General features: G+C 54.8%; 9 protein-coding genes. 3 read left to right on the plus strand and 6 right to left on the minus strand.

What is annotated here, in order from left to right; genetic code table 11:
* Positions 1–8: 8 nt before the first annotated feature.
* The 4 genes from alkB to DD597_RS08075 all read right to left on the minus strand — a co-directional run bounded on the left by alkB (position 9) and on the right by DD597_RS08075 (position 4,054).
* Positions 9–659, minus strand: a complete 651-nt coding sequence (alkB, locus tag DD597_RS08060; RefSeq protein ID WP_032609716.1) for a DNA oxidative demethylase AlkB — start codon at positions 657–659, stop codon at positions 9–11.
* Positions 659–1,717, minus strand: coding sequence for a bifunctional DNA-binding transcriptional regulator/O6-methylguanine-DNA methyltransferase Ada (ada, locus tag DD597_RS08065; RefSeq protein WP_129256135.1), 1,059 nt, complete (start codon positions 1,715–1,717; stop codon positions 659–661). Before ada ends, alkB begins: the two co-directional genes overlap by 1 nt.
* A 72-nt stretch (positions 1,718–1,789) precedes the next feature.
* Entirely contained in the window at positions 1,790–2,845 is a 1,056-nt protein-coding gene (gene apbE / locus DD597_RS08070) for an FAD:protein FMN transferase ApbE (protein WP_023300605.1), read from the minus strand.
* Positions 2,846–2,959: 114 nt separating this feature from the next.
* Positions 2,960–4,054 (minus strand): porin OmpC, encoded by a 1,095-nt coding sequence (locus DD597_RS08075; protein ID WP_003859401.1) that lies wholly within the window; start codon positions 4,052–4,054, stop codon positions 2,960–2,962.
* Positions 4,055–4,797: 743 nt separating this feature from the next.
* Between DD597_RS08075 and rcsD the strand changes: the two genes are divergently transcribed.
* Positions 4,798–7,470 carry a phosphotransferase RcsD gene (gene rcsD, locus DD597_RS08080; RefSeq protein WP_003859403.1) on the plus strand — a complete coding sequence of 891 codons (2,673 nt, stop codon included), beginning with the start codon at positions 4,798–4,800 and terminating at the stop codon, positions 7,468–7,470.
* Positions 7,471–7,486: 16 nt separating this feature from the next.
* Entirely contained in the window at positions 7,487–8,137 is a 651-nt protein-coding gene (gene rcsB / locus DD597_RS08085) for a response regulator transcription factor RcsB (protein ID WP_003859405.1), read from the plus strand.
* A gap of 111 nt (positions 8,138–8,248) precedes the next feature.
* Here rcsB and rcsC read toward each other — a convergent pair whose 3' ends face one another.
* Together rcsC and gyrA are read right to left on the minus strand one after the other, a co-directional pair.
* Positions 8,249–11,095: a two-component system sensor histidine kinase RcsC gene (gene rcsC / locus DD597_RS08090; RefSeq protein WP_129256082.1), complete on the minus strand. Its 2,847-nt coding sequence runs from the start codon at positions 11,093–11,095 to the stop codon at positions 8,249–8,251.
* Between the two features lie 135 nt (positions 11,096–11,230).
* Positions 11,231–13,867 carry a DNA topoisomerase (ATP-hydrolyzing) subunit A gene (gyrA, locus tag DD597_RS08095; RefSeq protein WP_023324986.1) on the minus strand — a complete coding sequence of 879 codons (2,637 nt, stop codon included), beginning with the start codon at positions 13,865–13,867 and terminating at the stop codon, positions 11,231–11,233.
* Between the two features lie 146 nt (positions 13,868–14,013).
* Here gyrA and ubiG point away from each other — a divergent pair, with 146 nt between their 5' ends.
* Positions 14,014–14,742 carry a bifunctional 2-polyprenyl-6-hydroxyphenol methylase/3-demethylubiquinol 3-O-methyltransferase UbiG gene (ubiG, locus tag DD597_RS08100; RefSeq protein WP_003859413.1) on the plus strand — a complete coding sequence of 243 codons (729 nt, stop codon included), beginning with the start codon at positions 14,014–14,016 and terminating at the stop codon, positions 14,740–14,742.
* The last annotated feature ends 71 nt before the right edge of the window (positions 14,743–14,813 follow it).

Here is a 14,813-nt window from a genome sequence, read left to right on the forward strand (position 1 = left end):
TCTTATTTTTATTCTCTGTACGCTGCCTGGCGGAACGTGAGGTTGTAGCGAAACGCCCCCGCCACCGGGTGATCGCCTGGTTTAAGCGGCTGAATACCGTGATAAAAAAGCCGTGATTCCCCGCCCCAGACCACCACATCGCCATGCTCCAGCATCAGCCGTTTGAGCGGGTCGTTGCGCCGCAGGCCGCCAAACTGAAAGACAGCGGGAAGCCCAAGGGATACCGAGACAATCGGCGCGCGCAGGTCCGGCTCGTCCTTATCCTGATGCAAGGAGAGCTTTGCCCCAACGGCATAGCGGTTAATAAGACAGGCATCGGGTCGAAAATCAGGATAGCCGGCCGCCACGGCGGCATCATGACACAGCGCCTGAAACGCCTCCGGCATCGGCGGCCACGGCTGATCCGTCAGCGGATCGTACGCGGCATATACATAGCCCCGCTCATTCGTCGCCCATCCCAGTTCGCCGCAGTTGGTCATCGCCACGGACATGGTATACCCGCCCGGCGTAACCATATGGCGAAACGGCGAACGGGCGGTGACGGCTTTAATGCCGTCGAACAGCGCCGCCGCGCGGGAAAGCGCGAAGCGTCTCAGGATCGTCGCCCCCGGCGCGAGCGACTCCTGCCAGGGTTCAGCATCAGCAAAAAGATCGAGCATTATTCCTCCGGGTTGTTCGCCTCACGTTTCAACAATAGCACCTTACGCGCTGCGCCCCAGCGATAACCCGACAGCGCGCCGTCGTTACGCACCACGCGGTGACAGGGGATGACTATCGCCAGTTTGTTGGCACCGCAGGCCCCCGCCACGGCACGTACGGCATTGGGTTTACCAATGGCCTTTGCCACCTGCTGATAGCTTGCCGTTTCTCCGCAGGGGATAGTCCGCAGCGCCTGCCAGACCTGCTGCTGGAAGGCGGTACCCCGGATATCCAGCGGCAGCGTCAGCGGCGTCGCGCGGCTGTCGACAGAGGCAATCACCTGACGTACACGCCCGGCAAATGCGCCTTCCATCGGTTCACGGACGGCAAGCGGAAACAGTGACAGCAGCTCAGCCGTCAGCCCGGCGTCGTCATCACCCAGCAGTATTGCGCAGATCCCGCGCTCGCTTTCCGCCACCAGACAGCGGCCCAGCGAGCAGTCACTGATGGCATAGCGGACCGCAGCCTCTCCGTTGCGGTACTGTTTTGCCGTCATGCCCAGCGCGCCGTTGGCTTTACGGTAGTAACTGCTGCCGTCCGGAAAGCCAGCGGCCAGTACGGCGTCGGTGATTTTACCGCCCTGTGCAAGCAGGGTGCGCAGGCGTTGTTCACGCGCGGCCTGCTGCCATGCTTTCGGCGTCATGCCGGTGACGGATTTAAACAAGCGGTGGAAATGGAACGGACTCATGGCAACCTGCTGCGCCAGTGCCTCCAGGTTCAGCGAGGCATCCTGTTCAAGCAGTCGACAGGCCAGCGCAATGTTGGCCTTTTTCTGCGCCATAGGGTCGCCCTGGTCCGGCCTACAGCGCTTACAGGGGCGGAAACCCGCCTGCGCGGCCTGGTGAGCATCAGGATAAAAGCAGACATTTTTACGCAGCGCGTGGCGGGCGCGACAGGACGGACGACAATAAATGCCGGTCGTCTGCACGGCAAAGACAAACTGGTTATCCGCACGCGGATCGCGGGCCAGTACGGCCTGCCAGCGATCCTCATAGGTAAGATAGGTTGTGTTTTTCATCATCGGCTCCTCTCACAAGCATACGCTCAGCTTGCCTGAACGCCACCGAACAAAAACCCGCAACCTTGCTTTTTAATTTTTTTCGCTCACCAGGAAGCTATTGAACTGCGGCGAACTCCAGGTTTTAAACCCGTCAGCCTCTTTAGTGATCATATAGACGGCCAGCCCTTCCTGACGCACTACCTCTTTGGCCTTCTCCGTGCCGAGCACCATCAATCCGGTATCCCAGGCATCCGCCTCCAGCGCGGTTGGGGCTATCACCGTCACGGACACCAGGTTATGGGTAATCGGGCGTCCGGTTTGCGGATCAATCACGTGCGAGATACGTTTTCCATCCAGCTCGTAATAGTTGCGGTAGCTTCCGGAGGTGCTGATACCATGCCCGTTGATGTCGACAATCGCCTGCACCGCGTTCTGCTGATCGGTTGGTTTTTGGATGGCCACTCGCCACGGCCTGCCGCTGGCGTTCATGCCCCGGCTGACGAGCGCGCCCCCGACGGAAACCAGATAACGGGGAATGCCTTCCTGCGCCATCAGGGCCGCGAGATGATCCGCAGCATACCCCTCGCCTACCGTGGAGAGATCCACAAACAGGTCGGGAATATCTTTTTGCAGGTATTGCTGACCATACTGGGAGATCACCGCCAGATGCTGTAACCCTGTACGCGCGCGGGCGTCGTCGATGGCGGCTTGATCGGGTGTAGTCACCGGCTGCTTGTTGGGGCCAAATCCCCACAGGTTCACCAGCGGCCCCACGGTCACATCCATTGCGCCGTTGGTTTTGTAGCCCACGCGCATGGCTTCCGTGACGATATCGGCCATTGCTTCGCTCACCGGCCACAGCGAGGTGCTGCTGGAGCGATTGAAACGCATCAGCGCTGAGTCATTTTTATAGGTAGAGAGTAGCTGATCGTCGGCATCCAGCTGCGCCTGAATTTTACCGCGTAATTCTTCAGCGCGGGATTTATCAATATCCATCACGCTGACGCGCCAGAAGGTCCCCATGGTTTTCCCTTCCAGCACCGTCGCGGCGGGTGCGTCGATTTTTGCGGGCTGTGTGGAAGAGTCACACGCGGTCAGGAGTAAAAAAGTCGCCAGAACGCTGGCGCGTAAAAAAGTCATATCCATTGGTTATTATCCTCATGCCAGGGCGGCAAGAGTACACTAAAACAGCGTATTTGTAAGACCCTAAAAAAGCATGAAAAAAGGGGCCTAATGGCCCCTTTGTCGCTGTATGAGCAATTAGAACTGGTAAACCAGACCCAGCGCGACGATATCGTCAGTACCGATACCTGCTGCGCGAGTGAAGTCGTTCTCATCAACCAGGTTGATTTTGTAATCAACGTAGGTGGACATGTTTTTGTTGAAGTAGTAAGTCGCGCCAACATCAACATATTTCAGCAGATCCTGGTCGCCGTAGCCGTTTTCCAGGTCCTTACCTTTAGATTGCAGGTACGCCACGGATGGACGCAGACCGAAGTCGAACTGATACTGCGCAACCACTTCGAAGTTCTGCGCTTTGTTAGCCCAGCCCAGGTCGCCCGCACGGGTCGCGTTGTAAGTCTGAGTATACTGTGCAGCCAGGTAGATGTTGTTCGCGTCATATTTCAGACCACCGGTGTAGGTCTCTGCGCGATCGCCTTCACCGTAGTAGCCCGCAGCGTTCTGGTCAGCAGTACGTTTAGAACTGGTGACTGCCGTACCGATAGCGAAGCCTTCGCCCAGATCATAGGTCAGAGAGCCGCCGTAGCCATCACCGTTCTGACGCAGTGCCTCACGACCGTTGTTGGTCTGGCCTTCGCCGCTTGCGCTGCCGTTTTTACCCTGGTACTGCAACGCGAAGTTCAGACCATCAACCAGACCGAAGAAGTCCTGGTTACGGTAGGTCGCGAAGCCGTTACCACGCTGCTGCATGAAGTTGTCAGAACCGTAGGTATCGCCGCCGAATTCCGGCAGAACGTCGGTCCAGGAAGTTACATCGTAAACAACGCCGTAGTTACGACCATAGTCGAATGAACCCGCATCAGCGAATTTCAGACCTGCGAACGCTACACGCGTCCATGAGTTGTTTTCGTTCTCACCAGAGTTACCCTGGATCTGGTATTCCCACTGGCCGTAACCGGTCAGCTGGTCGTTAACCTGAGTTTCGCCTTTGAAGCCCAGACGCATGTAGGTCTGGTCGCCGTCTGCACTGTCGTCATCAGAGAAATAGTGCAGGCCATCCACTTTACCGTACAGATCTAATTTGTTGCCGTCTTTGTTATAAATTTCAGCCGCATTTGCTGCGCCTGCCACCAGCAGAGCTGGTACCAGGAGGGACAGTACTTTAACTTTCATTTTATTAACCCTCTGTTATATGCCTTATTATTTACCACTGCTTACTGGTCAACCCTCTTAACCAGTCGGCAAGTTCATTCTCCTCAAAAATGCAGAATAATCCAACAGGAATATGATACGAAAACTTTGAAGATGTTTCACTTTGCCATCAAGATGTTTCAATTTGTAAATTTGGAGGAACTTTTACAGAGCATTAATAGTTTAAAAATATAGCACGGATAATCAAAACAAAAATATATCGCATTAAATTCAGCAAATTGCCGTAAAAAACAGTACAGCACTGAATGACAAAAAAATTCCCTTCAATACCACTAAAATAACCCTCGCTATCATCATTAACTTTATTTATTACCGTCATTCAGTTCTGAATGTCTGTTTATCCCTAATTGAACCGGATGCTTCGCATTCGGTTTTTTTTTACCTTTCTTTACGTCAACCTACATTTTATGTGCTACCGCTTGGTAATGATAACGACTATTAACTAAATCCCGAATACGGCTTGCACTTAATTGTTTTTATGCTATAGAAATTAATTTCTTGTTTATTCGTGCTATTTTTCTGCCGGTGCGACGGCGTATTTATACATTTCATGTGGTTTTGTACACCTTTCACCCGGGGACGTTGAAGCCGGTTACCCGGATAAAAAGTCAAGGTTATACCGATAACGACGCTGGAAATTCAGTTATTACCCTTTATACTGCCCTATCCCATTACCGCGCGGCCATTACGGGTTAAACACATCGATGAGTCAGACTGAAACTACCGCCCCGAGCAAATTCTCCCTTCTACCGGGCAGCATCACCCGTTTCTTTCTTCTGTTGATCGTTGTGCTGTTAGTCACAATGGGAGTGATGATCCAGAGCGCCGTTAACACCTGGCTTAAAGATAAAAGCTATCAAATCGTCGATATCACCCATGCGGTGCATAAGCGCATTGATACGTGGCGCTATGCGACCTGGCAAATCTACGACAATATCGCTGCCGCGCCCGCCACCTCATCAGGCGAAGGGTTGCAGGAAACGCGCCTTAAGCAGGATGTGTATTACCTTGAAAAACCGCAGCGTAAGACGGAAGCCCTGATTTTCGGCTCGCACGACAGCGCAACGCTTGAGATGACGCAGCGGATCTCCTCCTATCTGGACACCCTGTGGGGCGCCGAGACCGTACCGTGGTCCATGTATTACCTGAACGGTCAGGACAACAGCATGATCCTGATCTCGACCCTGCCGCTTAAGGATCTCTCGTCGGGCTTTAAAGAGACCACCGTTGGCAGTATTGTCGATTCCCGTCGGGCAGAAATGCTGCAACAGGCCAACGCGCTGGACGAGCGCGAAAGTTTCTCGTCATTACGCCGTCTTGCCTGGCAGAATGGTCACTACTTTACGCTGCGAACCACCTTTAACCAGCCGGGCCATCTGGCGACCGTGGTTGCCTTCGACCTGCCGATTAACGATCTCATCCCACCGGATATGCCGCTGGACAGCTTCCGTCTGGAGCCAGACAACAGCACCCAAAATATGCGCTCGCCGTCGGATAAAGAAGGCGCGGACAGCGTAGCCATCTCATTTAATGGCTCAAAGATTGAGATTGCCTCATCGCTCAACTCAACCGGTATGCGTCTGGTGTGGCAGGTGCCTTTTGGCACCCTGATGCTTGATACTCTGCAAAACATTCTGCTGCCGCTGCTGCTGAATATCGGCCTGCTGGCGCTGGCGCTGTTTGGTTACAGCACCTTCCGTTTCCAGTCGGGCCGCCAGAGCGACTCGACATCGGTATCAGCCGGGACCAGCAACGAGCTGCGCATTCTTCGTGCCCTGAATGAAGAGATTATTTCCGTGCTGCCGCTTGGGGTGCTCGTTCACGATCAGGAGGCAAACCGCACGGTAATGAGCAATAAAATTGCCGATCACCTTCTGCCGCATCTTAACCTGCAAAATATTACGGCCATGGCGGACCAGCATCAGGGCGTCATCCAGGCCACCATTAATAATGAACTGTATGAGATCCGTCAGTTCCGCAGTCAGGTCGCGTCGCGCACGCAAATCTTCATCATTCGCGATCAGGATCGCGAAGTGCTGGTGAATAAAAAGCTCAAGCAGGCGCAAAGGCTGTACGAGAAAAACCAGCATGGCCGCGCCGCGTTTATGCAAAATATTGGCGATGCCTTTAAACAGCCGTTGAAGTCACTCGCCACGCAGATTGCTGATCTGAGCACGCCAGAAAGCCGACAGCTAAGCAGCCAGGCCGATTCACTGGTTCGTCTGGTGGACGAAATCCAGCTTGCGAACATGCTGGAGAATGACATCTGGAAGGGCACCCCTACGCTCTTCTCCATCCAGGACCTGATTGATGAGGTGGTGCCGGAAGTCCTGCCGGTGATCAAGCGCAAGGGACTCCAGCTGCTGATCAACAACCATTTACCGGCCAACGACGAACGTCATGGCGATCGCGATGCCCTGCGTCGCATCCTGATGATGTTGATTCAGTATGCCGTCACCACGACGCAGATCGGCAAGATCACCCTTGAAGTCAGCACCGATGAGTCCACCGACGATCGTCTGACGTTCCGCATCCTTGATACGGGTGAAGGCGTGACCGTGAGCGAAATTGATAACCTGCACTTCCCGTTCCTGAACGATACCCAGCGCGACCACTACGGTAAGGCGAATGCCCTCACCTTCTGGCTTTGCGATCAGCTGGCGCGTAAGCTGGGCGGTCATCTGAACATTAAGGCGCGCGAATCCCTCGGCACCCGCTACTCTTTACACGTTAAAATGGCGGCGAATCCACAGGAAGAGGATGAAGAGCGTCTGCTGGACGATGTGGTGGTGATGGTGGATGTGACCTCCAGTGAGATCCGAAATATCGTCGTACGTCAGCTGGAAAACTGGGGTGCGTCCTGCATTACCCCGGACGAAAGGCTCGCGAGTCAAGAATTTGATCTATTTTTAACTGATAATCCGTCTAATCTTACTGCCTCAGGCTTGCTTTTAAGCGATGATGAGCCAGGCGTGCGGAAAATCGGCCCTGGGCAGCTGCGCGTCAATTTTAATATGAGCAATGCAATGCAGGAAGCTGTATTACAACTGATTGAAGAGAATCTGGCGCAGGAAGAGATCCTGGAGTCACCGTTAGGCGGCGATGAAAATGCCGAACTCCATGCCAGCGGATATTATTCGCTCTTCGTTGATACAGTACCAGATGATGTTAAGCGGTTGTATACTGAGTCCGCTGCGCAGGATTTTGCAGCGCTGGCACAGACAGCACACCGGCTTAAAGGGGTGTTTGCCATGCTTAATCTGGTTCCCGGCAAGCAGTTATGTGAAACGCTGGAACATCTAATTCGTGAGAAAGATGCCTCTGGCATTGAAAAATACATCAGCGACATTGACGCTTACGTCAAGAGCTTGCTGTAGCAAGGTAGCCTTATACATGAACAATATGAACGTAATTATTGCCGATGACCATCCGATTGTACTGTTCGGTATTCGCAAATCACTTGAACAGATCGAGTGGGTGAATGTAGTCGGTGAATTTGAAGATTCCACAGCCCTCATTAACAACCTGCCTAAACTTGATGCGCACGTGCTCATTACCGATCTCTCCATGCCTGGAGATAAATACGGTGATGGGATCACGCTCATCAAATACATTAAACGCCACTTCCCGGACATTTCGATCATTGTTCTGACCATGAACAATAACCCGGCGATCCTGAGCGCCGTTCTGGATCTCGATATTGAAGGGATTGTGCTGAAACAAGGCGCACCTACCGATCTGCCAAAAGCGCTGGCGGCGCTACAGAAAGGGAAGAAATTCACTCCTGAGAGCGTCTCACGCCTGCTTGAAAAAATCAGCGCGGGTGGTTATGGCGACAAGCGTCTCTCGCCTAAAGAGAGTGAAGTTCTGCGTCTGTTCGCTGAAGGTTTCCTGGTCACTGAAATCGCCAAGAAGCTGAACCGCAGTATTAAAACCATCAGTAGCCAGAAAAAATCCGCGATGATGAAGCTGGGTGTGGATAACGATATCGCCCTGCTGAACTATCTCTCTTCCGTGACGCTGAGCGCAACGGACAAAGACTGATCTTCGCTGTCTATGCCGGGTGGCGCTCGCGCTTACCCGGCCTACAAACCCCGCAGGCCCGCGCAAGCGCAGCGCCGCCGGGCACATAAAAAAGGCCCTTTCGGGCCTTTTTTATTGTCTCGCTTTTCGTACCCGCTCCGCATAGACGGATAGCGTCTGCTTCAGTACATCCAGCGTGACCGGCTTCGACAGGCAGCTGTCCATTCCCGACTCCAGACAGCGCTGCTTCTCCTCCGCCAGCGCGTTGGCTGTCACCCCCACCACCGGCAGCGTCAGCCCCAGCTGTCGGATACGCTGCGTCAGACGGTAGCCGTCCATGTTAGGCATGTTCACATCGCTGAGCACAATATCAATATGGTTCTTACTTAAGACATTCAGGGCATCCACGCCATCATTGGCCGTTTTACACTGATAGCCCAGAGAGCCAAGCTGGTCTGCGAGCAGACGACGGTTAATCGGATGATCGTCGACGACCAGAATCATCATATCGTCGTTCACCGACGCCAGCTCATCAGGGGAAGCCAGCACGGTGGCGCCGTCGCTGTCTTCAAGCTGCACGCTGTAAATGCGCGCCAGCAAGCCCAGCAGCTCGTGCGGTGTCGCCACGCTGTGCACCCATACTCCAGGCGAACGCTCAAGCGGAATACCGATATGACGGCGGCAGAACATCACCACGCCGCGCCCCGCCCACGCCTGTTCCGGCTCAACGTCGGTGATCAGCATGTCATCCGCGCCCGGCGTCTGGCCTTCGTAGCGCGAAACCCGCACGCCGCTGCTGGTCAGCATTGAGGTCAGGAAATCATGTAAGGAGGCGTTGTGCACCGCCAGCCAGCAGTGCTTATCGCTCAGGCCGTCGACCGTGGTTTTCGCCGGATAATGCGCCGAATAGAGCGGAATACGAATGGTGAACTGGCTGCCCATACCCGGCTCAGTATCGACAGAGATATCCCCGTCCATCATGCTGATAAGCTTCTCGCAAATAGCCAGACCAAGCCCGGTCCCCTGGAAATTACGCTGGACGCCGGTTCCCACCTGGAAGAACGGATCGAACAGGCGAACAACTTCTTTCGCCGGAATCCCCACCCCCGTGTCGCGCACGCGAATGGTCAGGTACTCCCCTTCCCGACAGACGTGCAGCACAATACAGCCGATATCGGTGAATTTGATGGCGTTGCTCAGCAGGTTTGAGATGACCTGTTGCAGACGCATCGGATCGCCATGCAGCGTCAGGGGCACATCCGGCTCGATAAAGCAGTACAGCCCAAGCTGTTTACGCACCACCAGCGGCAGATAGTTGGCGCAGATATGGTTCATCACCTCGCGCGGGGAGAACTCGCGCGGCTCTATTTTCAACTGCTCGGATTCAATTTTAGAGAAGTCGAGAATATCGCTGATGATTTTCAGCAGCAGGCTGGACGAGTTGTTCATGGCCGTCACCAGCCGGTCGACCCCTTTCGGCAGCTCTTTGGTCTGGAGCAGATCGAGGTTACCGATAATACCGTACAGCGGCGTACGCAGCTCATGACTGACGGTCGCGAGGAACATCGATTTCGACTGACTGGCCTGCTCCGCCGCCTGCGCCATATCCTGCAACGACTCTTCCATTTTCACGCGCGCAGAGACGTCCACCAGCACGCAAATGGCCACGTTTTCATTGCGGTAGCGAGAATGGACGAAGCTGATTTGCAGGTTGGTGTGGGTGCTGGTCAGCACATCCACAAAGTTAACCTGCTGACCGCAGATGATCTGCGTTAACCGCTGGCGGTCTTCATGCGTGAGCATGTTCAGGTAGTTATGGGCAAGCTCGTTACTGAGGATATTTGTCCCGTCCTGAGTACGCAGGATGCAGATCCCTACCGGTGCCGAGGCGACAATTTTACGGTTAAACTGCTCGTGCTCCTCCAGACGCTGAGCATCCGCCTCCGCCGGAATAAAGATCCGCCGCTCATACATTCTCGCCAGCATAAACAGCGCGACACCTACCGCGATGTTCAACAAAATGGCGTTAAGGATCAGGATGCGAATGCGCTCCAGCACCTTATCCACCGGCAGCGAGTAGACAATGCTCAGCGACGATGGCGGTAAACTTTTCTTGAGCACCAGCTCGCGGAACCCGGAGGTATAGCCAAACCATGACCGCTCCTGCATCCAGCTGGGTTCCACCTTCAGGCGGTTTTCAGGCCCGGTAAGGGAGATGAGCGGATGGCCGTTTTCATCCAGAATGGTCACGCCCATCGGCAGACTGCCCGGCGTGAAGAAGTTTTCCATGCGGATGGTTTGTTCAATCCCCAGCAGCGCTTGCAGGCGGTTTCCGAGGTAAACCGGAGTCAGGGCATAGAAATAGCCGACCCCCATGCGCGGCCCCTGGCTTATCCAGAAGATGTTGTTCCCGCGCTCTTCCTGAGGCGCATTGCGATATTTCACTATGCGCTCATGCAGACTTTTCAGCGCGTCTTCACGTTCGACGGGCATATCCCGCAGGCCGAAATCTGCCATGCAGAGATTTTCGTTGCTAATCAGATAGACGCGGTTCAGATCGTAAGCGGCCGAGAAGTTATCGCGCCAGTAGCGCATAAACCATGACAGGGACTCCAGTGAACCACGCCAGGCTTTGCCCATGGCGGAACAATCGGAATCCGGGAAGAGCGGTTCGAAATCAGGCACTTCGGTTTTTTCATCCCGACCGCGGATGGCAAGAATGCCGTTCTCCGCCGTCAGTCGATTCTCAGCAATATACTTAAGCTCTTTCATCACGTCAGACGTACGCTGGATATAGCGCTGAGCCTGATCCGAGCTCAAATTAAACTCCTGGCGGATCTCCGCTTCTTTCTGGTGTAACGCGTTAACGATGTAAAACACCGAGAGCAGTGCCACCAGCAACCATAGCAGTAGCGCAAGCGCCCGAAACAGATAGCGGGAGACTTTTAACGTGGTACGAAAGGAGACGAGGTATTTCAAAGGGGCGAGGCTCCGCCGTCGGGGTCAAAAAGAATGTGGTTAAGGTAGCGGTAAACGCGGCTTGTCGCAACGTTCACTTGTCTGCTTGCGCAAAACAAAAGGGCCGGAAACCGGCCCTTTATGCGTCAGGAGACGTTACTCGTCAGCGTCATCCGCTGCTTCATCATCGATGTCCGCTTCCGGGGCGATTTCATCATCCCCTTCCGCGACGCTGCCGTCGATAGAGTCGAGCTCTTCGTCATCCACCGGCTCAGCAACGCGTTGCAGACCGACGACGTTTTCATCTTCCGCAGTGCGGATGAGGATAACGCCCTGGGTGTTACGACCTACCACGCTGATCTCTGACACGCGGGTACGCACCAGCGTACCGGCATCGGTGATCATCATGATCTGGTCCGCGTCGTCCACCTGCACCGCGCCAACAACGGAACCGTTGCGCTCGGTCACTTTGATGGAGATAACGCCCTGCGTGCCGCGTGACTTGGTTGGGTATTCACTTTCCGCCGTACGTTTACCGTAGCCGTTCTGGGTGACGGTCAGGATTGCGCCTTCGCCACGAGGAACGATCAGGGAAACAACGGAGTCTTCACCCGCCAGCTTGATACCACGCACGCCGGTCGCCGTACGACCCATTGCGCGCACGGCGTTCTCTTTAAAGCGCACCACTTTACCGGCGGCAGAGAAGAGCATCACTTCATCAGAACCGGACGTCAGATCCACGCCGATCAGTTCGTCGCCTTCGTTCAGGTTCACCGCGATAATCCCGGCAGAACGTGGACGGCTGAACTCGGTCAGTGCGGTTTTCTTCACGGTACCGCTCGCGGTCGCCATAAAGACGTTCACGCCCTCTTCGTACTCGCGTACCGGCAGTATGGCGGTGATACGTTCGTTCGCTTCCAGCGGCAGCAGGTTGACGATTGGACGTCCACGCGCGCCACGGCTTGCTTCCGGCAGCTGATAGACTTTCATCCAGTACAGACGGCCCCGGCTGGAGAAGCAGAGGATCGTGTCATGGGTGTTCGCCACCAGCAGACGATCAATGAAGTCTTCTTCTTTAATACGCGCCGCAGATTTGCCTTTACCGCCCCGACGCTGAGCTTCGTAGTCGGTCAACGGCTGATACTTCACGTAGCCCTGGTGAGACAGCGTCACTACCACGTCTTCGCGGTTGATCAGATCTTCAATGTTGATATCAGAGCTGTTGGCCGTGATTTCGGTGCGACGCTCATCGCCGAACTGATCGCGAACCAGCTCCAGCTCTTCACGGATCACTTCCATCAGGCGCTCTGCGCTACCCAGGATATGCAGCAGCTCGGCAATCTGCTCCAGCAGCTCTTTGTACTCGTCGAGCAGTTTTTCATGCTCAAGGCCGGTCAGTTTCTGCAAACGCAGATCCAGAATCGCCTGGGCCTGCTGTTCAGTCAGGTAGTACTGACCGTCACGCACGCCGAATTCCGGCTCCAGCCACTCAGGACGCGCAGCGTCATCGCCGGCACGTTCCAGCATCGCCGCCACGTTGCCCAGATCCCATGAACGCGCAACCAGCGACGCCTTCGCTTCTGCTGGCGTCGGCGCACGGCGGATCAGCTCGATGATCGGGTCGATGTTCGCCAGCGCAACGGCCAGTGCTTCAAGGATATGGGCACGGTCGCGCGCTTTGCGCAGTTCGAAGATGGTACGGCGAGTCACCACTTCACGGCGGTGACGCACGAACGCGCTCAGGATCTCTTTCAGGTTCATGATCTTCGGCTGGCCATGGTGCAGCGCAACCATGTTGATACCGAAGGAGACCTGAAGCTGAGTCTGGGAGTAAAGGTTGTTCAACACAACTTCACCCACCGCGTCGCGCTTGATTTCAATCACGATGCGCATACCGTCTTTGTCAGACTCGTCACGCAGCGCGCTGATGCCTTCAACGCGTTTTTCTTTTACCAGCTCGGCGATTTTTTCAATCAGTCGCGCTTTGTTCACCTGATACGGGATCTCGTGAACAATAATGGTTTCACGGCCGGTTTTGGCGTCCGCTTCCACTTCGGCGCGGGCACGGATGTAAATCTTGCCGCGACCGGTACGGTACGCTTCTTCAATACCGCGACGGCCATTGATGATTGCCGCCGTCGGGAAGTCCGGGCCCGGGATGTGTTCCATCAGCCCTTCAATGCTGATGTCTTCATCGTCAATGTAGGCCAGGCAGCCGTTGATCACTTCCGTGATATTGTGCGGCGGAATGTTGGTTGCCATACCGACGGCGATACCGGACGAACCGTTCACCAGCAGGTTTGGGATCTTCGTTGGCATGACGTCAGGAATTTTTTCCGTGCCGTCGTAGTTATCAACGAAATCAACCGTCTCTTTTTCCAGGTCAGCCATCAGCTCATGGGCAATCTTCGCCAGACGGATTTCCGTATAACGCATTGCCGCGGCGGAGTCGCCGTCGATAGAACCAAAGTTACCCTGACCATCTACCAGCATGTAACGCAGCGAGAAGGGCTGCGCCATACGGACAATGGTGTCGTACACCGCGGAATCACCATGAGGATGGTATTTACCGATTACGTCACCAACGACACGGGCAGATTTTTTGTAGGCTTTATTCCAGTCATTGCCCAATACGTTCATGGCGTATAGTACGCGACGGTGTACCGGCTTCAGGCCATCGCGGACGTCCGGCAGCGCACGGCCAACAATGACCGACATCGCATAGTCCAGATAGGAGCTTTTCAGCTCTTCCTCGATGTTAACCGGTGTAATTTCTCTCGCAAGGTCGCTCATCTAACCGCTATCCCTCTACTGTATCCCGGATTCAAAGGTCGCAAATTATAACACAGCCGCGGTGATACAGGTAAACCTATACGCTTTATTCACAGGGATTGCCTGATATACTCATTTGTCTTGCTAAATAAGGAGTAAAAGCGCCCATGAATGCCGAAAAATCCCCGGTGGCTCACAACGTTGACCACGAAGAGATTGCCAAATTTGAAGCGGTGGCGTCCCGCTGGTGGGATCTCGAAGGTGAGTTCAAACCTCTGCATCGTATTAACCCGCTGCGTCTGGGCTATATCGCGGAGCGTTCCGGCGGTCTGTTCGGTAAGAAAGTGCTCGACGTCGGCTGCGGCGGCGGCATCCTGGCGGAAAGTATGGCGCGTGAAGGGGCCACCGTCACCGGTCTGGACATGGGCTTCGAACCTCTACAGGTTGCGCGTCTTCATGCGCTGGAGTCCGGCATACAGGTAGAATACGTTCAGGAAACCGTGGAAGAGCACGCGGCAAAACATGCGCACCAGTATGACGTGGTGACCTGCATGGAGATGCTGGAGCACGTTCCCGATCCGCAGTCGGTCGTCAGCGCCTGTGCAAACCTGGTTAAACCGGGTGGACAGGTCTTCTTCTCGACCATCAACCGCAACGGCAAAGCCTGGCTGATGGCCGTGGTAGGCGCGGAATATGTGCTGCGCATGGTGCCGAAAGGGACGCACGACGTGAAGAAGTTCATCAAGCCTGCCGAACTGCTGGGCTGGGTTGACCAGACATGGCTTAAGGAGCAGCACATGACGGGCCTGCACTACAACCCGTTGACCGATAAATTCAAACTTGCCCCGGGCGTGGATGTTAACTATATGTTGCACACAACCGCCAAAAACGACTAACGTCATTCGTTATTCTTATAAAGATTGCGCGACATCATGTTGCGCAATTCTGACCTCCCGTTGAAGAAATC

It is taken from the genome of Enterobacter cloacae complex sp. 677-3DZ2D5B (assembly GCF_004136695.1).
Lineage (GTDB): Bacteria > Pseudomonadota > Gammaproteobacteria > Enterobacterales > Enterobacteriaceae > Enterobacter > Enterobacter hormaechei_C.